The sequence below is a fragment of the Methylocella sp. genome, from assembly GCF_041905455.1.
In the GTDB taxonomy this organism is placed as follows: Bacteria; Pseudomonadota; Alphaproteobacteria; order Rhizobiales; family Beijerinckiaceae; genus Methylocapsa.
In genome coordinates this window covers 437,186-457,641 of the sequence record NZ_JAYRLA010000001.1, presented here as the reverse complement: position 1 = coordinate 457,641, position 20,456 = coordinate 437,186, and the positions used below count along the sequence as shown (strand labels likewise).

General features: G+C 66.8%; 16 protein-coding genes, 1 tRNA gene and 1 pseudogene. 3 read left to right on the top strand and 15 right to left on the bottom strand.

Features of this window, described 5'->3' with window-relative positions:
• Nucleotides 1-35 precede the first annotated feature (35 nt).
• The 11 genes and pseudogenes from ACE3OG_RS02135 to ACE3OG_RS02085 form a co-directional block, all read right to left on the bottom strand.
• Entirely contained in the window at nucleotides 36-1,787 is a 1,752-nt protein-coding gene (locus tag ACE3OG_RS02135; RefSeq protein ID WP_374305613.1) for a quinoprotein dehydrogenase-associated putative ABC transporter substrate-binding protein, read from the bottom strand.
• A 112-nt stretch (nucleotides 1,788-1,899) separates the two neighbouring features.
• A pseudogene (locus ACE3OG_RS02130) lies at nucleotides 1,900-2,106 on the bottom strand (PQQ-dependent dehydrogenase, methanol/ethanol family); the annotation flags it as partial.
• A complete protein-coding gene (locus tag ACE3OG_RS02125; protein ID WP_374305611.1) occupies nucleotides 2,106-2,399 on the bottom strand; it encodes a hypothetical protein in 294 nt (97 codons plus the stop codon). The pseudogene ACE3OG_RS02130 and the gene ACE3OG_RS02125, both read right to left, overlap by 1 nt.
• 566 nt (nucleotides 2,400-2,965) lie before the next feature.
• Nucleotides 2,966-4,153, bottom strand: a complete 1,188-nt coding sequence (locus tag ACE3OG_RS02120) for a succinylglutamate desuccinylase/aspartoacylase family protein (RefSeq protein ID WP_374305610.1) — start codon at nucleotides 4,151-4,153, stop codon at nucleotides 2,966-2,968.
• Nucleotides 4,154-4,526: 373 nt separating this feature from the next.
• Entirely contained in the window at nucleotides 4,527-5,534 is a 1,008-nt protein-coding gene (locus ACE3OG_RS02115) for an FAD:protein FMN transferase (RefSeq protein ID WP_374305608.1), read from the bottom strand.
• Between the two features lie 9 nt (nucleotides 5,535-5,543).
• Entirely contained in the window at nucleotides 5,544-6,077 is a 534-nt protein-coding gene (locus tag ACE3OG_RS02110; protein ID WP_374305606.1) for a nitrous oxide reductase accessory protein NosL, read from the bottom strand.
• Entirely contained in the window at nucleotides 6,074-6,904 is an 831-nt protein-coding gene (locus tag ACE3OG_RS02105; protein WP_374305604.1) for an ABC transporter permease subunit, read from the bottom strand. The genes ACE3OG_RS02110 and ACE3OG_RS02105 overlap by 4 nt, the downstream gene beginning before the upstream one ends.
• Nucleotides 6,901-7,821: an ABC transporter ATP-binding protein gene (locus ACE3OG_RS02100; protein ID WP_374305602.1), complete on the bottom strand. Its 921-nt coding sequence runs from the start codon at nucleotides 7,819-7,821 to the stop codon at nucleotides 6,901-6,903. Before ACE3OG_RS02100 ends, ACE3OG_RS02105 begins: the two co-directional genes overlap by 4 nt.
• Nucleotides 7,818-9,212, bottom strand: a complete 1,395-nt coding sequence (locus ACE3OG_RS02095) for a nitrous oxide reductase family maturation protein NosD (RefSeq protein WP_374305600.1) — start codon at nucleotides 9,210-9,212, stop codon at nucleotides 7,818-7,820. The genes ACE3OG_RS02100 and ACE3OG_RS02095 overlap by 4 nt, the downstream gene beginning before the upstream one ends.
• A gap of 4 nt (nucleotides 9,213-9,216) precedes the next feature.
• Nucleotides 9,217-11,151 carry a TAT-dependent nitrous-oxide reductase gene (nosZ, locus tag ACE3OG_RS02090; protein WP_374305652.1) on the bottom strand — a complete coding sequence of 645 codons (1,935 nt, stop codon included), beginning with the start codon at nucleotides 11,149-11,151 and terminating at the stop codon, nucleotides 9,217-9,219.
• Nucleotides 11,152-11,165: 14 nt separating this feature from the next.
• Complete coding sequence (locus ACE3OG_RS02085) at nucleotides 11,166-13,382, bottom strand: 4Fe-4S binding protein (RefSeq protein WP_374305598.1); 2,217 nt, start codon at nucleotides 13,380-13,382, stop codon at nucleotides 11,166-11,168.
• A gap of 215 nt (nucleotides 13,383-13,597) precedes the next feature.
• On the opposite strand from ACE3OG_RS02085, the gene ACE3OG_RS02080 reads away from it, so the two are divergent.
• Complete coding sequence (locus ACE3OG_RS02080; protein ID WP_374305596.1) at nucleotides 13,598-14,446, top strand: hypothetical protein; 849 nt, start codon at nucleotides 13,598-13,600, stop codon at nucleotides 14,444-14,446.
• Between the two features lies 1 nt (nucleotide 14,447).
• On the opposite strand, the gene ACE3OG_RS02075 is transcribed toward ACE3OG_RS02080, so the two are convergent.
• Complete coding sequence (locus tag ACE3OG_RS02075) at nucleotides 14,448-15,431, bottom strand: helix-turn-helix domain-containing protein (protein WP_374305594.1); 984 nt, start codon at nucleotides 15,429-15,431, stop codon at nucleotides 14,448-14,450.
• A gap of 188 nt (nucleotides 15,432-15,619) precedes the next feature.
• Between ACE3OG_RS02075 and ACE3OG_RS02070 the strand changes: the two genes are divergently transcribed.
• Nucleotides 15,620-16,645 (top strand): HAD family hydrolase, encoded by a 1,026-nt coding sequence (locus ACE3OG_RS02070; RefSeq protein ID WP_374305592.1) that lies wholly within the window; start codon nucleotides 15,620-15,622, stop codon nucleotides 16,643-16,645.
• Between the two features lie 28 nt (nucleotides 16,646-16,673).
• Here ACE3OG_RS02070 and ACE3OG_RS02065 read toward each other — a convergent pair whose 3' ends face one another.
• The 3 genes from ACE3OG_RS02065 to ACE3OG_RS02055 form a co-directional block, all read right to left on the bottom strand.
• Nucleotides 16,674-17,399 carry a 2'-5' RNA ligase family protein gene (locus tag ACE3OG_RS02065; protein ID WP_374305590.1) on the bottom strand — a complete coding sequence of 242 codons (726 nt, stop codon included), beginning with the start codon at nucleotides 17,397-17,399 and terminating at the stop codon, nucleotides 16,674-16,676.
• A gap of 144 nt (nucleotides 17,400-17,543) precedes the next feature.
• Entirely contained in the window at nucleotides 17,544-19,217 is a 1,674-nt protein-coding gene (locus ACE3OG_RS02060) for an arylsulfatase (protein ID WP_374305588.1), read from the bottom strand.
• Between the two features lie 589 nt (nucleotides 19,218-19,806).
• Nucleotides 19,807-19,882 (bottom strand) — tRNA-Ala (locus ACE3OG_RS02055).
• A 277-nt stretch (nucleotides 19,883-20,159) separates the two neighbouring features.
• Here ACE3OG_RS02055 and ACE3OG_RS02050 point away from each other — a divergent pair.
• A complete protein-coding gene (locus tag ACE3OG_RS02050) occupies nucleotides 20,160-20,450 on the top strand; it encodes a YggT family protein (RefSeq protein ID WP_374305586.1) in 291 nt (96 codons plus the stop codon).
• The last annotated feature ends 6 nt before the right edge of the window (nucleotides 20,451-20,456 follow it).

Sequence of the window (20,456 nt, the reverse complement as noted above, 5' to 3'; positions counted from 1 at the left end):
TTTTCCCTTGCTTCGAGGATCGACGCCGCGGCGTCTCAATTAGCTGAGCCTCCAGCGACGAGGTCGAGCATGCGCGTCGCTGACTCGCTGTTGTTCTTCACGGCCGCGTCGCGCGCCGTGTCGCCGTCTGCGTTGCGCGCCGCGGCGACGGCGCCGGACTGGACGAGCAGACCGACCATCGACGCGTTGTCGTGGGTCGCGGCGATCATCAGCGGCGTCACGCCGTCACTCGTGGCGGCGTTGACGTCGGCGCCCTTGGCGATCAACTGGCGCGCGACGTCCATGGAGTTGGCGCTCTGCACCAGCCGCGCCGACGCGCTCTGCGGCGGCGGATCGCTCGCTGCGATCATCAGAGGCGTGATCTTCTTGGCGTGGACGCGCGCGTCCACCTTCGCGCCGTTCCTGATCAGCGCCGCGGCGGCGTCATATTTCCTTTCCTCGAGCGCGATGGAGAGCGGCGTGTAGCCGCCAGGAGCCGGCGTCTCGAGATTGGCGCCGCGCGCGGCGAGCAGGTCGATCGCGGGAATGTCGTTGCGCAACACCGCGTGCAGAAGCGGCGTCCATCCGTCGTGATCGGGGAGCTCGACCTTTGCGCCGCGATCGAGAAGGAAGCGGGTCATCTCGAGCGACCCCAGCCGCGCCGCGGAGGTGAGCGGCGTGTAGCCTTGCGGATCGCTGGCGTTGTCGACGTCGGCGCCCTTGCCGAGAAGATACGCGGCGCGGTCCGTGTCCGAGGCGATGACGGCGTCGTCGAACTCGCGGTTGACGTCCGCTCCGTCGGCGAGCCAGGCGTCGAGCCGCTCGCGCGTGACGCTCGGATGCTCGCGGCGGATCTTTTCGAGCTCCTCGGGCGAAATCTTCGGCCGCGTGTAGAGGCCATGCGCCTTCAGCGGGCCTGAGATCAGGCACTCGGCGCATTCGACGAGGGGAACGCCATATTCGTCGAGAATATTGCGGATTTCATCCTTGCTCGCGTTCATCGCGTTCTCGATCGCGTATTTCGTGACCGCGTCAGTCTTGCGCACGCCGACGCCGACATCGAACTCCATCGGAATTATGTCGTCCATCAGATTGGTCGGTTGCAGGACGATCGGCGCGCCTTTCGCCTTGAGCCATCCGGCGAAGGGGCCCCACACTCCGGCGACGTCGAGCTTGCCGTCGACGACGTCCTGCACCTGCCGCCACGGCTGGTGCTCCTCGACAAGGTCGCCGTCGTGGCTGGCCTCATGCACCTTGACGTTGGCGACTACGCCATGGTTCGCGAGGGATTCGCGGAGCGCCGAAAGCTCGTAGACGCCGACCTGCAGCCGCCTCAGGCGTGGATTGGAGAGGCTCTCGAAATCGTAGCCGCGGTCCTTGCGCGAGGCGAGCACATAGGTCGAGCGATAGAGCGGCGTCGTCAGGAGCGTCGGCTCATAGCCGACCGGCACGTCAATGAGGATGTCGCAATCATTGGTGTCGAACGTCTGGCGCGTCATGCCCCGCTCGATATAGGGCCGCCAGAAATAGCTGACCCGCGTCCCGAGCGCGCCGGCGATGACCTCGGCGATCTTGTTCTCGTAGCCCTCGCCTCTGATGTTCGACAGCGGCATGTTGCCGGGATCCACGCAGACCCGGAACGACGAGAAATGCGCCTTGCGCGCGGCCGCCTTCGCGGCGTCGCGCTCGATCTGCGTGTAATTCTCGAATTCCTTGTCGTTCGCGGCGCCCCTGGCGCAGAGCGGCGCGGCGGCGCATGCGACGACGGCCAGGGCGATGAGCGGCAGGCGGCGGACGCGTGTTTTCATGATGGCGCGATCCGGTTGTGCGAGCGCGGTTGCGGTGAACGCTACAGCGTTCTCCGTGCTCCGGGAAGGCGCGCTTGATGACCCATACCTCTTTGCCGGTCTTGGCGTCGAGGGCGATGAGGAAACCATCGAGCGTGTTGAAGAGAACCTTGCCGTCGGCGTAGTTGACGCCGCGGTTGACGACGTCGCAGCAGGCGCGCGGCGCCGCCGAAAGATCGCGATCCGTCCCCTTGTTGTAGGACCAGACCTGGACCGGGTTGTCAGGATCGGACAGGTCGAGCGCCTGCACGATGTTCGGCCAGGCGCTGACGAAGAACATCATCGGCTTGCCGTCGACCTCGACGACGACCGGCTGGCCCTCGTGGCCGTGCAACGCCCCGTCGACTGCGCCCAAGCGAGTTGCAGGCGGCCGACGTTCTCCTTGTTGATGTCCTTGAGGTCACTGTGACGCTGCAGGCCGAGCGTCCTGCCCATGCCCGGCCACAGATCTGGATTCTTCACGTTCTTCGCGAATTCCTCGTCCGAACCCGCCTGCGCGGCGACGACCGAAACTGACGCGACGGCCAGCGTAGCGAAAGCGGTTTGACACAAGAGACGCCAGCGCGAGTTCATGTCCGTTCTCCCTTTTGGCCGGGACATCGCGCGGAGCCCCTCGTGAGCGGCGGCTTTCCGTCGTCGCGCCTCGATCCCGTCCTTGAGGCAAGATATCGGATTGCAGCCAGCGCAGTAGGGCGGGATTTCCTGAAGAAAGCGGGAGGTTTTTCCCGATTTGCGGCCGCGCTCCGCTGTTCTCAATCCCGTCGTAAAGCCGAACTCGCCGGGCGAGGATCGTGGCCAAGATCAATCGATTTAAGCGTCTGGAATTATTCCTGATTGAATTGGGGTATTTTCTCTGCTTGCGCGCCGGCGGCTGAAGTGGAACTTTTGTCCGAAATCATCCCGTCGTTAGATCGTTTTCAATTTAATTCGGGTCGTATCCAGAAGTTTGCACATTGGGTTGGGTGAAGCGGTCGCTGATGCGGCCGATGGCGGTCCACAGGCCGTCCCGGGCCTTTCGGTCACGCCGCGCGCGGCGTCCGACTGCGCTCTCAACCGACGCGGACACGCTCGCCCGAGGACGGCTCGAGCGCTCACACCGCCATGCGCATTCTTTTTAGAACATCGCTCGCGTGGATAATCTACTCTGGATAGGTTTCAACGCCTTCCTGCGTCGCCTTGTTGAAAAGGATGAACGCCAAAGGGTCGCCAGGCTCGGCCATCGCATCGCTGCGCTGACCCGTTATCACTCCGGCCACTCCGCTTGTATACTCTGCGACCACTTCGCCGAAGCTGTTGCGCTGGACGGCCACCTTCTGTCCAGCTTCAATCTTGTCATTGAGCTTGACCAGATGCTCGACAAGGCCGCCCGCGGCGGCGAGGATCGGGAACGCGCTGTTGCCGACGAAGACGCTCACATCCTTGCCAGTGCGCCCCATTGGTCCGGCGACGACGCCATAATGTTTGAGGACGTTCATCGTGCCTTCCACGAACAGGTCGATCATCTTGACGTCTAGAACGCGCGCAGCGCCAATCTCGGGCGTAAAGGACGGGATGCCCACGTCCATGAACGCGTTATGCAAGACGCCAGGATACACATGATTGTCGAAGATCTGGCCGACCGGATAAAGCTCTGCCATCGCCTTGACCTCGGGCGCGTCCATGCCGGCGATATTGAATGCGGCGACCTCGAATCCGGTTGTCCCGGTGTGGAAGTCGATCGCGAAGTCAGCGTTCGGCCGCAGCAATCGGTTGAACAGAAGCGCGGCGTGTCGGCTGACCGCGGTGACGCCATTCTCGTTCCCGGGCCATTCCCGATTCATATCTATCAGATCAGCGCCTCTGCCCGCATTGGGCCATCTGCGTTGCATGCTTTCCATGGCTGGGCGAGACACGTCCGTCACCGCCGTCACCACGCCCGACATCTCCGCCGGATTGAGCTGGTTCATGACGGTCTGGACCGTATGAACGGAGCTCATTTCGTCGCCATGAACGCCGCTGACCAAGACGCCGCGCTTGCCGGGCTTCGCCCCCTTGACGACCGTCACGGAGACATACCAATGCTGTCCGGTAGGCGTCTCGACCCCCTGAAAATACAAAAGATGCCTCTGTCCGGGCGCGAGGTCGTCGACGTCGAGCCTGCTGACGACTTTCTTCCCGTCGACAACATCTCCAGTATAGAGCGTCCCGCGCGGCCCGCCTGACGCCGACGCATCCTGGGCTTTCGCAGGACCGGCGTTGCTGGCGAGAACGGCGGCCGCGCCGGCCGAAGCGATAGACGCCGTCATGAAACCGCGACGATCGAGACCCTCCATAGCTTTTTCCGGCATGACAGGCCCTCTGTCGTTGTGAGGCGCGGCGTTCGCGCCCCGGCGCGCGCGTCGGTCAAAAATCCCCTTCGACTTCGTCGCGGGGCATGCCGCCGAGGCTCGCAAGGCGTATGGCTGCAATAGCTATAACGACAATGGGAGAGTCGAGCCATTGCGCGTCGTTCGGCGAGTCCCGAAACGGCGCAGCCGCGACCTCCCGTCGCTGCGCCGCGCGAGGCGGCGCCTTGTGAGGTTGGCGGAGAAGCGTAAGGGGATGTGCGTATAGGCGCCCGACGAAGCGGTCACGCTGCGCGTCGTCGCCAGCGCCCTTCCCGTTCCGGCTGACGGGCGCGGCCAGGGCCTTCCGCGTCCGTCCGGCGCCGTTCGCGCCGTGTCAGACGCGAATGGTCAGGCCTGCGTCATGCGGGTCGATGAGATGGACAAGCTCGACGCCTTGCGCGCGGGCGACGACGCGGATTTTCTCCGGCTCCATGAAGCAAAAGGCGGTCGACAGCGCGTCGGCGACGGTCGCGCTGGAGGCGACGACGCTGACGCTCGCATAGCGCGCCGCGCAGGTGCCGGTCGAGGGCTGGAACAGATGGTTGAACCGGCCGGCGGGATCGAAGCGCAAGCCATAGGGGCCGGAGGTCGAAAGCGCCCGATCGACGAGCGGCAGAACCTTCGCCACGCCGCCGGAGACGATAGGGTCTTCGACCCCGGCGCGCCACGCCTCGCCGTCCGCGCGCCGTCCGATCGCGCGCACCTCGCCCATGTCGACGAGGCTGTTGACTACGCCGTGGGCGCGCAGCAGATCGACGATCTTGTCCGTGACGAAACCCTGCGCGACGCCGTTGAGCGTCACCGCCGCGCCGCGCGGCAGCGCCACGCGGTCGCGGCCGACGACGAGCTTTTCGAATCCGACGTGGGCCAGCGCTTCGCGCAGAAGAGCCGCGCTCGGCCCCTCGGGATCGGCGTCCGGTTGCGAGAAATGCGCTTCATAGAGCCGCCACAGCGGCTGAACGGTGACGTCGAAGGCGCCTTCGGTGGCCTGCGCGAAGCGCGTCGCGGCCTGCATCAGCTCGACGAATTCGGGCGGCGGCGCCTCGAGCGCGCCGCAGCGGTTGAGGCGGGTGAGCAGGGAGTTCTCGTCGTAGAGGCTGAACATGGCCTCGAGCCGGCGCGTCCGCGCGAGCGCTAGGCGGATCAGCTCCTGCGCCTGCTCAGGGTCATGGTGGTGGATCTGCAGCTCGCAGACTGCGCCGAGCGCCTGCCCGCGCCAGGAAACGAGCGAGGAGCCGTCCGGAACGCTCAAAGCCCTCCCGGGGCGCGCGAACGGCATGACTGCGAGACCGGCGGCTGCGGCGCTCACGCTCAGAAAACGACGGCGGCTCATGCTGCTCATGTCGGCGCCTCAGTTGGGTTCGCGGCTTGGGGGCTCTTCCCCCGACGCAGGCTCGGCGGCGAGCGCGGCGGACGGCGGCACCTCGTCGAACGCCATCACCGTCCCGCCCTTTTCAGCGGCGAAACGCTCCGCCGCGGCCTTTTCGCCGAAGGGCACGAGCTCCGCGACGCCCATGCCGCCGCGCGCCGAGCCGCCGACCACGAACCAGGCCTTGCGCGCCTCCACCCAATTGTCGGCGCCGGGCGCGTCCCAGCTCGGCGCGCGGCCCATGTCGGAGACGTAGATGGCGGCGATGTCCTTCGGCTCCTCCGGCAGCATGGTGAAGGCGAGCGCGTCGCGCGCCGACGAGAACCAGATGGGTTCGGGATTGCCGCGCAGGAGGATCTGACCTTTGGGGCCTGGATGCTCGAGCACGTTCATGCCGCAGTAGCGGCCGATCGCCTGCGCCGTGAGCGAGGTCGGCTTCGGCGCGTCTCCGGCGTTTCGATCGCCGCAGCCGGCGAGCGCAAGGGCGGCGAGCAGAAGCGCGGCGAACGGCTTCACAGCTCCCTCCGCATGAAGACCGCCGCGGCCGCGGCGAGCGGGAGGGCCGTCCACAGGATGAGCGCGGCGACGAGCGCGACAGGACTCAGCGTCGCGCTGGCGGTCAATCCCGCCATGCCCGAAAAGGCGCCGACGTCGGCGAAGGCGCCAAGGTTCAGCAGACGATAGGCGTCGGCGGGGTTGAGCAGCAGCAGCGCCTCGAGCGCGCGGCCCGTCACGAAGCGACCCTGATCGGCGACGAGCGTCGCGAGCAAGGCCATGTCGTAGACGAGCGCGAAGACGAGCCATACGCCGATCGCCGCGCCCGCCGCCATGCCCCGGCTCGAGGCGAGCGCGCTCGCCAGATAGCCGAGCGCCACGAAGGCCGCGCCGAGCGCGATCGAGGAGGCGATCATCGCCGCGAAGGCGAAAAGGCCCGCGCGGTCGATCGCCGCGCCAGACAGCCAGAGCGCCACGCCCGCCGCGCCGTAGCCGACGAGCGTGGCGAAGGCGAGGATCGCCACGTGGCCCGAGAATTTGCCGAGCACCACCTGCGCGCGGGAGACGGGATAGCTCAACAGCAGCAGCATCGAGCCGCGCTCGATCTCGCCGATGATCGCGTCGTGCGACAGCAGCAGCGCGATCAGCGGCGCGAGGAAGATGGTGAGGCTCGACAGGCTGACCACCACGACGTCGAGCGCGCTCGCGCCGACCGCGCCCGTCGGCGCGCTGCCGAGAAAGGTCAGCGCGAGGGCGAGCGAGGCCAGAAGCAGCGTCGAGGCCAGAACCCAGCGATTGCGCAGGCCCTCCTGCGCCTCCTTGGCGGCGATGGTCAGCACGGCGTTCATGGCGCGACCTCCCGCTGCGACAGGAAATGGGCGTAAAGCTCGTCGAGCGAGGGTGGAATCACCTCGACGTCGAGAAGGCCGCCCTGCCCGTCCAGCAGCGCGCGCAACGTCTCGATCTTGCGCGCTTCGGGGATCTTGAGCTCGAACAGGCCGGGGCCGCAGGCGCGCGGCGGGCCAAGGTCCTCGGGCAAGGCGGGCAAGGCGCCGTTCACGCGCGCCCGCACGCGCGTCGGCAGCCGCGCGAGGCCGCGCAGCGCGTCGAGCGAGCCCTCCGCCTTCTTCAAGCCGCGGTCGAGGATGATCACGCGGCCGACCTGATCCTCGAGCTCGTCGAGCGCGTGGGAGGACAAAAGCGCGACCGCGCCGCGCGCCGCGCATTCGCGCACGATCTCGTAGAAGGTCCTGCGCAGCGCCGGGTCGAGCCCGGTGGTCGGCTCGTCGAGCAGCAGGATGTCCGGCTCGCCGATCAACGCCTGGGCGAGGCCGAGACGCTGGCGCATGCCCTTCGAATAGGTCCCGACGCGAAGGTTTGCGGCGTCGGCGAGGCCGACGCGCTCGAGCAGCGGCGCGCAACGCTTGTCCGGGCAACCCTTGAGCCTCGCATAGAAGGCGAGCGTCTCGCGGCCGGTGAGCGCGCCGCTGAAGGCGATGGATTCCGGCAGGTAGCCGAGCCTGCGCCGCCCGGCGAATTCGCCGGCGGTCGGATTGTCGCCGAGCACCCGCACGGTTCCGGCGGTCGGCCGGACGAGCCCGAGCATCAGCTTCATGAGCGTCGTCTTGCCGGCGCCGTTGTGGCCGACGAGCGCGATCGCCCCGGGCTCCAGCGTAAAGCTCACGTCGCGCAGCGCGACGCGCGCGCCATAGGCCTTGGCGACGCCGCGCAGCTCGACCAGATGCGCCGCGTCGGATCTGGTCACGACGCGGGGCCTCGCGGCTTCGGTTTGGGCGGCGGCGCGATCAGCGGCTTCGAATCGATCACGCCGCCCGGAAGGAGAGCTGGAAACTGCGCCTGCGCCCATCTGATCGCCTGAATCGCCGGAGAGTTGAGGAGAATTTTGGCCGCCGGCGCCGTCCACAGCGCCTTGTCGACGATGTCGTTCGGCCGAAAGGCGGTGTCGGCGATCCCGTCGCCGTTGAGGTCGAAGCCCGGATTGTCGCTCCAGTAATTGCCGCGTCCGTCCTGCGACCAGTCGAGAAAGCGCGAGCCGACATATTTGACCTGGTTGCGGTTGCGCACGAAGGCGTTGCCGGACATGACGTTGCCTTCCGAGCCGGCCGTGAAATGGACGCCGATCTCGCAGCCCTCGAACCAGTTGTCGCGAAACCTGTTCTGGTTGGAGTTATAGATGAAGACGCATTTCTCCGGCCCGACGCGGGTCGCCGTCGACGCCTCCTCCGGGTCTGAAGCGGGGCCGACGCCGTGCTCGGAGTCGAGGCGCGCTCCGCGGGAGAGCCATCGCGCGATCGGCTGCGGACCGCCGACCGCCAGATTGCCGCTCACCTGCGAGCCGTTGGCGTAGTTGAAGACGAAACCCTGGTCGCGGTCGTGATCGGAGGCGTTGCCGCGCACGACAAGCCGGTTCGAGAACATCAACGCGTAGCCGACGGCGTTCCCCGTCGAGACGTTGTCGGAGATTTCGCTGTCGTTCGTGTACATGTAGTGCACGGCGAAGCGCAGATCATGAAAGCGGTTGCGGGCGAAGAGATTGCGGCTGCTGCTGATCGAGAAAATTCCGTCCCGGCCGAAGCTCATGTCATTGTCCGTGACCTCGGCGCCCGGCGCGTTCCACACCGAGACGCCGTTGCCGGCCTCGTTCATGCGTCCCGAGCGCAGCCCGACGATGACGTTATGCGCGACGACCGCGTTCTTCGCGCCGTGCACATAGACGCCGAACAGATTGCCTTCGAGGCGCGAGCCCTCGACGCGCGCGCCGATCGCCGTCCGTTCGATGAACACGCCGGAATCCATGGCCTCGAGGTCGGTCCCGGAGCCGCGCACGCCAAGGTTCCGCATGGAGGCGCCCGCCGCCTCGATCCGCACGACGCTGCCACGGCCAGGCCCCTCGATCCAGGCGCCGGGCTCGCCCTCCAGCGTCAGCCGTTTGCGCACCACGATCGGCCCGGCGTGCGTCCCCGGCGCGAGGACGAGCGCGTCGCCGTCCGCCGCCGCGTCCAGCGCGTCCTGCAAGGACGCCGCGCCGGATGAAACGGCGACACGCTCCGCTTCGGCTCGCGACGCGGCGAGGGCCGCGGCGCAGGCGGCGAGGGCGACGAGCGCCCGGCGCGCGCAGGGTCGTGCTTCGGCCATGGCCTCAGACGTGTTTCGGCTCGACGAACATGCGGCCTTTCATCTCCATGTGCATGGCGTGGCAGAACCATGAGCAATAGTACCAGTAGACGCCGGCCTGATCGGCCATGAAGGTGACCGACGCGGTGGCTTGCGGCGCGACCTCCATCTGCACGCCGTAGTTGGTGATGCAGAAGCCGTGGGTGAGGTCCTCGACCGCGTCGATGTTGGTGACGAAGACCGTGACCTCGTCGCCCTGCTTCACCGAGAAACTCTCGAGGCCGAACTGCGGCGCCGTCGACGTCATGTAGACGCGGACCTTGCCGCCGTCGCGGACGACCTTGCTCTCCTGCTCGAGGACGACGCCGTCGGCCTTCGCCTGCCTGACGGCGTCGGCGAAGAAGGGGTCGGCGCGGTCCCAGATCGAGACCGGGTTGATCTTGGAGCGATGCACGATCGTGGCGTCATGCGGCTCGGCGAAGCTCGGGCCGTCGTGCACCAGCACCATCTTGTCGCCCGAGATGTCGATCAGCTGGTCGTTCTCGGGCTTGAGCGGGCCGACGTTGAGGAAGCGGTCCTTGGAGAACTTGTTAAGCGAGATGAGCCACTTGCCGTCGGCCTCCTTGGTCTGGCCCATGGAGGTGTGGTTGTGGCCGGGCTGGTACTGGACGTCGATCTTCTGGATGATCGGATCGACCTTCTCGCCCTTGTAGGCGCGACGCGCCTTGTCGATGTTCCATTTCACGACCTGACTGTCGATGAAGACGGTCGTATAGGCGTTGCCGCGTCCATCGTAGGCGGTGTGCAGCGGCCCGAGGCCGAGCTCCGGCTCGGCGACGACGACGTCTCGCGGCTTGATCTTGTCGTCGAACAGATCGTCGAACAGGCGCACGTCCATCACCGTAGCCGTCGGCGACAGCTTGCCGTTGGCGACGACATGGATGCCGTCCGGCGCCGTGTTCATCCCGTGCGGGCTGTTGGAGACCGGCACGTAGCGGGTGAACGGCGAGCCGTGCCGCCCGTCGACCATCGGCACGCCGCCGACCATCTTGGCCTCGCCGCGCTTCACCGCCTCCTCGATGCGCTTGATGTTGAAGATCGTCACCCAGTCCTGCTCGTTGGCGGTCATCTCGGCGAGGGTGACGCCCTCCTCCGAGTTGTAGCAGGTGGCGAACGCGTATTTGCCCTGGTAGTCGGCGTCGACGTTGTCGAGATTGCCGTCGACCATCACCTGCCAGGCGACCTGCATGGTGTCGCCGTCGACCGCCGTGAAGACGGCGTGATATTTCTTGTTCTCGTCGAGCACCGAGCCGTCGTTGGGGATCGGAACGCGGTCCTCGCCGTTGCAGAACACATAGCCGGTGCGCGGATATTTCTGAACGCGCAAGCCGTGCACGGTGTACTGGTTGGGCAGCTGGATGATCTTGTCGCAGCGCATCACGTCGAGCCGGATGCGTCCGACGCGCGAGTTCGCCTTGTCGTTCACGAACAGGTAGCGGCCGTCATAGGTGCCGTCCGTGAACGAGAGATGGGGGTGGTGCAGGTCGCCGTTGAGATAGGAGCCGCCGCGCGTCTTGAGGAACTCCTTCGTCTGCGGCAGCAGTCCTTCGGTGAGAACCTTGCGGCTCTGGTCGGTCTGGCCCCAGCCGGTGGCGCTGCAGCGGTTGAAGACCGGAATGCGTATCAGCTCGCGCATGGACGGAAGCCCGACGATGCGAACCTCGCCTGTCTGGCCGCTGGAGAAGAAGACGTAATATTCGTCGAGTTCTCCAGGCTTCACCTCGAGCCTGTTCGGACCGCCGGCCGGGCGCGCCGTCGGTTGCGCGTCGGCCGCCGCGATCACGCCCTTCTGGCCGGCCGATCCTGCGACCGCTCCGACGGCGCCGGCGGCGGCGACCGCCGCCGTCGTCCCGAGCATGCGACGTCTGCTAAGCTTCTGGCTTTCTTCGTTCTCGGACATGTCGTGCTCCTTGGTCATGCGCGCTCCGCGGGCGAATCGGACGAGGCGGAAAGAGCGGCCTGACCTCCCATGCGGCGTCCGCCGGCGCCTGGCGACATGGACGGCGAGGAGAGGGCCTCGCGCTTCTCGCGCTTGAGCCTGATCTGAATCATATGAGGGCATCGCCTGTCGTCATGGTAGAGCTCCTGGCAATGCATGCAGTAGATGCACTCGTTGGGATTGATGTGGCCCTCGGGGTGGATCGACTGGACCGGGCATTCCTTGGCGCAGCGCTGGCAGGGCGAGCCGCACTCGGACCAGCGCTTCAGCCATTCGAAGGTGCGCATGCGTCCGGGAATGGCGAGCGCCGCGCCGAGCGGGCAGAGGTAGCGGCAGAAGAAGCGCTCCACGAACAGGCCCATCGCCAGAAGCGCGACGGCGTAGAGCGCGAAAGGCCAGCTGCGCATGAATTTCAGGATGATCGCGGTCTTGAACGGCTCGACCTCGGCCAGCGTCTCGGCCAGCGAGAGCGAATAGAGCGAGACGCCGAACAGGCCGAGGAAGATGATGTATTTCACCGGCCACAGGCGCTCGTGCAGGCCCCATGGAATCTTGAGCTGGGGAATCTTGAGCCATTGCGCGAAATTGTTGAGAAGCTCCTGCAGCGCGCCGAAGGGGCACAGCCAGCCGCAGAAGGGCCCACGGCCCCAGAACAGCAGCGCCGCCGCGACCGCCGCCCACAGGATGAATATGAGCGGCGCGGCGAGGAAGAACTCCCAGCGGAAGCCCGAGATGAGGGCGTTGGCGAAGGTGAGGACGTTGACCACTGAAAGCTGGGCGTTGGAGATCCATCCGAGCCAGACGAGCACGAAGGCGAGAAAGGCGCGGCGCGTCCAGACGTGGACGCGCGGCCGCTTCACCAGCATGTCCTGGAAGAAGAAGATCGCCGTCAGAACCAGCAACATCGCCGCGGTCACGGCGATCGAAACCGTGTTGGACTGCCAGATCTTCATCCACAGCGGTTCGGCGAGCGCGTCGGGCGGCGCGGCGCCGGGCTCGACCGCCGGGGTCGTCGCCGTCTGCGCCGGCGGCTTCGGCGCCGGGCGCAGATAGGCCTCGGGCAGGGAATAAGGAAGGTCGAAGGTCAGGAACGCCTTGTCGCGCGCGCCGATCGAGCGCTGCACGAGAAGCTGCAACGTCCAGGGCTCGGCCGGATCGAAGGCGAAATCGGCCGGAACGGAGAACAGCGCGATCTCGCGCAGCGACGGCGCCCCGGCTGCGGCGAGGTCGCCGAGGCGCGTGTGGTCGCGATCGCGAAAGCGCACGCCCGTCCCGTCCTGCAGGAGCTCGATGCGGTCGAAGATGCCGCCGCGGACGTAGCCCGAGCCCTTGAAGGAATAGAGTCCGTCGCCGGCGACGAGGATCGCCTGTCGGCCCGGCTTCAGCTGGGCCTTGAGGCGCGCGTAGCCGTCTTCTCCAAGCAGGCTGCGGCCGATGGTCGGCGCCGAGACCAGAGCGACGTAGAGATCGATGAACGTGTCGTCGTCCGCGCCGGGTTCGGGGTTCTGCGCCGCGCGGGGATCGTCCGATTTGGCGAAGGCCGCGTTGATGTCGGCCACGCTCAGGCGCAGGCGTCGGACCGAGCCGTCGCCGAGCAGGCTTTCCCAGTCCTTCGTCTCGACCTTGTCGAGGTCGACGCTTCGCAGCGCGGCGACGGCCGTCGCCGCGGTCGCGCCGGCGCCGAGGCGGCCGCTGCGGATCAGCTTGACGGCGGAGCGCACGACGCTGTCGCCGATCACGAGCGCCGTCACCGTCGCGCCGCTGACGATGTCGACCTGCGGCGGCGTCTCGGCGCCGCTCGCGACAGGACGCATGTCCTTGCCGATCAGCTTGTTCATAGCCGCGACGAGGCGCTGCTGCGGGATGCCGATGAGGACGATCGGCTCCTTGTGGTCGACGAGTTTCAGCCCGGTCACGCGCCCTTCGAGGTCGATCCCGACGAGGACGGCGATGGGCTTGCCGGAATAGCCGACGGCGGCGGCGAAATCCGTGTTGAGATAGACGTAGCCCTTGAGCGCGTCGCCGGCGAAGACGGGCGCGAGCGGCGGCTCGCCTTGCGGCGGGCCGAGGCGGTCGGCGCCCGGCGCAAGCTCGGAAAGCTCGGCCTTGGGTAGATAATCGGCGAGCGCGCCTTGAACGGCGGCGGCCGCCGCCGGCCCCGCCATGACGGCGACGACGGCCAGAAGCGCCATGAGCGCCGCGAACGGCCACGTCCTGCGCTTTCTCCCAAACGGTCCGCTTCCGCCCATCGTCCCCCGCTCCGCCCGGCGCCCGCGAAGACGGCACGAACAAGCGGCAGCGGGCGCAAGGCGTCTTTGCGCCTCCGCAAAGTGTTGGCCGATCAATGCGCCAATGGCCTCGACGGCGCCGGGGCGCGACGTCAGTATCAGCTCGAAAGGAGCGCTCCATGGGCGGCTTGACCGACGGGCCCGCGGGGGCCCTGCGCTCGGCGGAAGACGCCGTCGTGCTGGCGCGCGCCATGGCGCGGCGCGCGGCGCTGGCCTATCGGCGCTGCGCCGAAGCGACGCGCCGGCGCGGGCGCGCGGACGTCGCCGGCATCCTCGACGAGCTTGCGGAGGCCGAAAGCGCCCGCGACGACGCGCTCGCCGCCGGCGCGCCGCGCGAGAGCGGCGCGGCTTCGCGATCCCTCGCGACGCCGGAAACGCCCGCGCCGTTCTCGCCCGACGACGCCGAGGCGTTCGAGCGCTCGGGCCTGCTCACGCCGTACAAGGTCCGGGCGGCCGCCGTGCGGGCCGCCGAGCGCGCTTTCGCTTTCTGGTCCTATCAGGCGGCGCAGGCGCGCGGGGAGGCCGCCCGCGCCGCGGCCGAGGAGATGGCGCGGCGCGCTCTCCACGAGGCTGCTGCGCGGCGGCGCTCGCGCCGGGCGGCGTTCCATGCGCAACGGGGGAGCCTTGCGCGCCTCCCGGCGCAGGCGCTCGAGCGCCTGCTCGCGCAACGCCTGCGCGCGGCGTCCGGCCTCCTGCGCCCTGACGCCGCGGAGGCGCTCGCGAGGCTTTCGGACGAGCTCGCCGGGTTTTTGGGCGCGACGAAGGTCGGCCTCGACGCGCCCGCCGGAGCGTCCCCTCCGTCACTCGCCGAGGCGTTGCTCGACGGCTATCTCGCCGCGGCCGCGGCGACGCGCGACGAAGCCGCGCAGACGCTGCTGCAGGAGGCGGCGCGACGGGCGGTCGACCGCCTCGCGGCGCTACGCGAGGAGCTGGCTTCGGACCCCGCCGCTTTCGAACGTTGGACATGACTTAAGTCGTCGAGACAGGGCCGTAAGACGAAACGCGCCGCGGCGCCCGCAAGGTCTCGGACGGCGATTCCCCGTACGCCTCGCGATACCGGACCGAGAATCGACCGAGCTCCCAGAAGCCGTGAGCCAGGGCGATATTCGCGACGGTCGTTTCGCGCGCCTGCGCTTCGATCAATGAACGCCGGGCGAGAATGAGCCGGCGCAGCAGCAGATAGCGCTTCGGGCCCACGCCGAGAACTTCGTGACAGGCCCGCTCGAGGGACCGCTCCGGGATCTTCAGGGCGAGGCACAGCTCCGCCACATAGACCGGACGATGGGAGTTCGTCGCAAGATATTCGTCGACCGCTCCCACAATCGCCTTGCGGCGCTGCGAGGTCAGGGCGACCGACGGCGGACGGGCTTCTGTCACAGCTCGCACCATGGCCGAGATCATGGCGTTGTCAAATCCTCGAGCGACCTCGGGATGGTCGAGCGCGTCCGGCCTGGTCCGAGCGAGACGGATCGCGGCGTCATGCAGAAACTTCAGCCGGGCCAACGCGGCCGCGTGGGGCCGCAACGCCGAGGATCGCCTCGGCGAGGAAACGTCGCGCTCGGCGAGAAGGCTCGCCGCCGCCGCAAGATCGACGGGAGCCAGCGACATCGACGCCAGTCCGACTGCTCCGCCTGTGACCTGAGCATCGGTCGACCCCGCGCCCAGGAACAACAAAGTGTGGTCGTCGACCTCAAACCCGCCATGGCGAAGGGCGCCCCGGTCGGCGCCGGCGCGAAAGACGATGATGCTTCGCGAGGAATGGCCCGAGGTGCGGGCGAGGCGGGGAGCGGTGTCCCGGAACCGCTGCATCCAGACTTTTCCGACGTCGACGCGGGTGAGATCAGCCGCGAATTCCGCCCGCCGGACGCTCAGGATGTGAATGTCGGCGGCCCGGATCGCAGCTTCGTATGCGAACGGGTCGGAAAACGACCAGACAGCGCTGCGGCTGCTCACAATGGGAGACATCGCTCGGCCCAAGGCGCCCCGCTTTGTTTGCAGGCAGACTCGCGGGTGGCGGAAAATGCATAGACGATTTCGCCGGCCTGCGCGAGGAATACCAACGTCCCGGCGGGCAATTCGGGCATGACCGCTTCGTCTCAGTCGGCTCTCAATCGGACGAACTCTTTTCCCGGGAGGATCGCTTGGACGTCGATCGCCGCAGCTTCGTCGCCATCGTCCTCTCCGCCGCCGCATTCGCGCCCGCTCTCAATGCGGCCTCCGCGCAGACCGATCCCCTGCCCTCCTGGAGCGAGGGGCCGGCGAAGCAGGCGATCCTCGCCTTGGTCAAGGACGTCACCACCGAGGGCGGCGCCGGATTCGTCCCGCCGGCGGAGCGGATCGCGACCTTCGACCAGGACGGCACGCTCTGGGTCGAGCAGCCGATCTACAGCCAGATCGTCTATTGCTTCGACAAGGTCCCGGACGTGGCGAAGGCGAAGCCAGAGCTCGAACATGTCGAGCCGTTCAAAACCGTGCTCTCCGGCGATCGCAGGGAAATCGCGAAGCTGTCGATGGACGATCTCGTCAAGATCGTCGCCGCCACCCTGACCGGCATGGACGTCGAGGCCTTCCAGAAAGAAGTCTCGGACTGGATCGGCAAGGCGCGCGATCCGCGCTGGAGGCGGCCGTTCACCGACCTCGTCTATCAGCCGCAGATCGAACTGCTGGCCCATCTGCGCGCCAACGGCTTCCGGACCTGCATCGTCACCGGCGGAGGACAGGATTTCGTGCGCGTCTACTCGGACCGCGTCTATGGCGTGCCGGTCGAGCAGGTCGTGGGGTCGGCGGGCGAGGTCAAGTATCAGTATGACGCGCACGGCGAGCCGATCCTGATGAAGGAGCCAAAGCTCCTGCTCAACGACGATCACGCGGGAAAGCCGGAAGGCATTCATCTCGTCCTCGGCCGGCGCCCGATCTTCGCCTTCGGCAATTCCGTCGGCGACCGGGAGATGTGCGAATATGCGACGGCCGGCGACGGGGCCCGGCTCGCGATGCTGGTTCTCCATGACGACGCCGACCGCGAATACGCTTATGGCCCCGCTCAGGGGCTGCCGCCCTCGAAGGTCGGAACCTTCACCCAGGCCCTCTACGACGAGGCGAAAGCCAAGGGCTGGATCGTCGTCAGCATGAAGAAGGACTGGAGCCGCGTCTTCGCCTTCGCCAATTGAGGGACGGCGGCGGCTCAACCGCGGGGCGTCACGGCGCCAGGGTCAGCTTCGAGAGCTTCTTGCGCGCCGAGCCAAAACTGCCGAGTTGGTAGACCGACGCGCCGGCGGCCGAGAATGTGAACGCGTCGAAGGGCTCGGCCAGCATCTTGTTGAGATAGTCCTCCGTCGCGACGCCGATCGTGACGTGCGGATTGAAGCGCTCGCCCGCGGCGTCGGCGACGAAGTCGGCCACGTATTTGATCAGGGACGCCTGGATGTCGCGGCCGCCCTCCGTGCTGAAGAAGGCCGCGCGGGACCCGCTCTTCACGGTGAAGGGTTCGACGGCCTTGACGAGTTCGTCCTGCAGCCGGCGCAGATCTTTGGTCGGCCGGACGACGATCCCGGCGAGGCCGATCGGCGGGGCCGGGATATAGTAGTATTTGTACGCCGTCAGCGTCCACGTCTGTGGCTTCTCCTTGGCCAGAACCGCGTTCGCCGCCGTGAACGCCTTGCGGAGATCATCCGTGCGTACGAACTGCTGCAAGATCGAAATGTGCGGGCGATGCGTCTCGTCGAGCGTGAAGCCCTTCGGAAAGCTCTTGAGCAACCGCGCATTGGCGGCCGTCGCGCGCTGGATCATCGTCGCGTCGGGTTCGAGCGCGATGTCGATCGCCGTCACCGGATTCGGCTGGGCGGCGGCCGCGCCCTGAACAAGAGAGACGGCAAGGGCCGCCGCCACGCCAGCGGCTTTGACGGCCTCGAAACGCTTGCTCATGCGCCGCGCTCCTCCGCAATCATCGGCCTGGCCGGGCCTTCGCCGGGGCGCGGGACGCGGCGTCCAGGCGCCGACGGCCGGGGCCGCTCTCGAGTTCATCGGGCCTGGCGAGGCGTTCCTAAACCCCGCCAGGCCCTTGAACGTCTACTGCCCTTCGTGCGCCTTGATCGTTTCCTCGATCTGCCTCTTGACGGATTCGAGGTTGAACGTCGCCGGCGCCTGCATGGGCGGGAAATCGATCGCCGTCTGCGCCAGTTTCGCGACCGCCTGCTGGACCAGCACGAAGCGCCAGAATTCGCGGGCGTAGAACTCGTTCATGTAGCCGCCGCCCATATCGTTCAGCGTCTCGCCGCGGACCGATGGAGTCCGCTCGAACGGGTCCTGACGCAGGTTGACGATTCCCGGCATGTCCGTCGTGATCTTCTCTCCGGGCCAGCCATAGGGCTGCTGGATGAACTGGAACTTCATTTCGTCGTAACGCAGCGCGCCGAGCTGGGCTCCGCCGAAGTAGAAAAGCTCATGCCGCTTGGAGGGGCCGCGTCCGGTCAGCACGTCCATCTGGTCGTAGCCGTCGAGATGGTTCTTGTAGGCGCGTCCTTCGAGCGTCACGCCCTTCAGCAGCTGGTCGGCGATGTTCGGGTTGCCGGCCGCGTCAGCGAGAGTGGGCAGCCAGTCGAGACCCGAGAAGATGCCGTTCTCGATCACGCCCGGTTTGACGTGGCCCGGCCAGCGGATGATCGCCGGAACCCGGAAGCCGCCCTCGAAGGTCGTTCCCTTGGTGGCCTTGAAAGGCGTCATCCCGCCGTCCGGCCAGGTGAACACCTCGGCGCCGTTGTCGGTCGTGAAGATGACGATCGTGTTGTTCGCCTCGCCGATGTCGTCGAGATGCTTGAGCAGGTCGCCGACGCTGTCGTCCATCTGCGCCATGCCGGCTTCCTCGACGCCGTAATTGCTCGTCGGATTCATCAGCGCCTGATATTTCGGCGGGATGTAAGTGAAGACGTGCATGCGCGTCGTGTTGTGCCAGATAAAGAAGGGCTTTCCGGTCTTCTTGGCCTTGTCCATGAAGTCGTCGCTCGCTTTCACGAGCACGTCGTCGAAGGTCTCCATGTCGTATTTGGCCGGCCGCCCGGTCTGCCAGTTCTGCATGTTCTTCATGTCCGGGAACGGCGGCAGCGGACCTTCGTCGACGATGCGCTGCTTGCCGATCCTGCCCCAGCGCGGCTGTTCGGTCGGATCGTCGACGTCGGTCGCCCACGTATGGATCACGTCGCGAGGCCCGTATTTGTCGATCCAGTCCTGCGGATAGCTGTACCAGTAGGGGTCCGACATCGCGTCGAGATGGTAGAGGTAGCCGAAAAATTCATCGAAGCCGTGAACCGTCGGCAAATATTTGTTGAGATCGCCCAGATGGTTCTTTCCGAACTGCCCCGTCGCGTAGCCCTGCGCTTTAAGAACGGTCGCAAGCGTGACGGCCTGATCAGGCATGCCGACATCGGCGCCGGCCTGCCCGACCGTGGTCAGGCCGGTGCGGATCGGAAGCTCTCCGGTTATGAAATTGGCGCGGCCGGCGGTGCAGCTCGCTTCGGCGTAATAGTCCGTGAAGCGCATGCCTTCAGCGGCGAGCTTGTCGAGGTTCGGCGTTTTGCCGGACATGACGCCCTGATGATAGGCGCCGATGTTGAACCAGCCGACGTCGTCGCCCATGATGACGAGGATGTTCGGCGGCTTCTGCTGCGCCTGCGCCGGCGCGCCGGCGAACGCTGTGGAAAGCGCCGCGAGGCTGGCGGCCACACAAGTCCTGATGGCGTGTCGCATGTACAACCTCCCCCATGGCGGCGGGGTTGCGCCAATCCAGGCCGCCTGGCTTGCGGACCCCGAAATTCACAAATCTACGTCTCCACGTATGGCGCGGCCCAAAAACGCCGTCTATGCAATTTCCGCCAAACGCCGCCGGCTCGCCGGGAGGTGATTTCCCGCCTTCGGTCATTTTCCGGGCGCAAGGATGCAGCCCGCGATCGACGCTGGCGACGTCGCCGGCCTCCGGCCGAACGAACAGGGTTCCTGATCGAGACTGCGTCGGGCGGGGACCGGCCCGCCGAACTCGACCATCGTCGCCATGATGGACGCGCAGACGCGGCTCAAGGCTGGGGAAGCGGTCGCCAAGGGCTTCGCCGACGAGATCATGAGCAAGCGCGCGAAGGCGTCGCGGCCCTTACAGCGGCCTTTGAGGGCTACCTTACAGCGGCCACGCAGGCCTTGAGATCACCCCGCTGCGCCGCAGGCCGCACTAGCAGCCTCTAGCGCTGGCTTAAGGAAGCACCTGGGAAGGAGCTTTCCTTGGCACTTAAAATCCTTAGGTATTTAGCGTCTCGCAACTATCTAATTTTATTTGGAGAACGGTCTTTGGTGGAGCTGAGGGGAATCGAACCCCTGACCTCTGCAGTGCGATTGCAGCGCTCTCCCATCTGAGCTACAGCCCCGGCCGCCGCTCTTTACGCGACTGCGCGGCGGGGCGCAAGAGGAGCGGCGGCGTTATCGCCGCTTAGGCGGCGCTCCCACAGTTGCCACCGCAAGCCAAGCCGCGTAAAGCGAACGAGCCCTGAAAACACGGCCGTTCGGGCGAAAGTCGCCCGGCGCGGACGCGGAAGCGCGGCTGGCCTTCGCGTCCCGAACCGGCCACGGCGCGGCAGGGACTTTTGGCACGGCCGGGCCGCTTCGCGCGATCGGCCGAGCCGCCGGAGCCTTTGCGGAGTTCAAATGCGCGCGATACTCGACGTCGTTCTGCTTGTCCTCGACCTTTACGTCTATGTCGTCATCGCGGCGGTGATTCTGTCGTGGCTCATCGCCTTCAACGTGATCAACACGTACAATGACGTCGTGCGCGCCATCGTCAACGGCGTCAACGCGCTGACCGAGCCGGTGCTGCGGCCGATCCGTCAGGCGCTGCCCAGCTTCGGCGGCCTCGACATCTCCCCTATCGTGCTGTTCCTGATCATCTTCCTGATCCAGCGGATCATCGTCCAGTACATTTATCCCAACGTCTTTTGAGCCGGC

Bases quoted from the DNA above. Each gene is read 5' to 3' on its own strand.
- ACE3OG_RS02135 (WP_374305613.1), bottom strand. From the start codon at position 1,787: ATGAAAACACGCGTCCGCCGCCTGCCGCTCATCGCCCTGGCCGTCGTC.
- ACE3OG_RS02125 (WP_374305611.1), bottom strand. From the start codon at position 2,399: ATGAACTCGCGCTGGCGTCTCTTGTGTCAAACCGCTTTCGCTACGCTG.
- ACE3OG_RS02120 (WP_374305610.1), bottom strand. From the start codon at position 4,153: ATGCCGGAAAAAGCTATGGAGGGTCTCGATCGTCGCGGTTTCATGACG.
- ACE3OG_RS02115 (WP_374305608.1), bottom strand. From the start codon at position 5,534: ATGAGCAGCATGAGCCGCCGTCGTTTTCTGAGCGTGAGCGCCGCAGCC.
- ACE3OG_RS02105 (WP_374305604.1), bottom strand. From the start codon at position 6,904: ATGAACGCCGTGCTGACCATCGCCGCCAAGGAGGCGCAGGAGGGCCTG.
- ACE3OG_RS02095 (WP_374305600.1), bottom strand. From the start codon at position 9,212: ATGGCCGAAGCACGACCCTGCGCGCGCCGGGCGCTCGTCGCCCTCGCC.
- nosZ (WP_374305652.1), bottom strand. From the start codon at position 11,151: ATGTCCGAGAACGAAGAAAGCCAGAAGCTTAGCAGACGTCGCATGCTC.
- ACE3OG_RS02085 (WP_374305598.1), bottom strand. From the start codon at position 13,382: ATGGCGCTTCTGGCCGTCGTCGCCGTCATGGCGGGGCCGGCGGCGGCC.
- ACE3OG_RS02080 (WP_374305596.1), top strand. From the start codon at position 13,598: ATGGGCGGCTTGACCGACGGGCCCGCGGGGGCCCTGCGCTCGGCGGAA.
- ACE3OG_RS02065 (WP_374305590.1), bottom strand. From the start codon at position 17,399: ATGAGCAAGCGTTTCGAGGCCGTCAAAGCCGCTGGCGTGGCGGCGGCC.
- ACE3OG_RS02060 (WP_374305588.1), bottom strand. From the start codon at position 19,217: ATGCGACACGCCATCAGGACTTGTGTGGCCGCCAGCCTCGCGGCGCTT.
- ACE3OG_RS02050 (WP_374305586.1), top strand. From the start codon at position 20,160: ATGCGCGCGATACTCGACGTCGTTCTGCTTGTCCTCGACCTTTACGTC.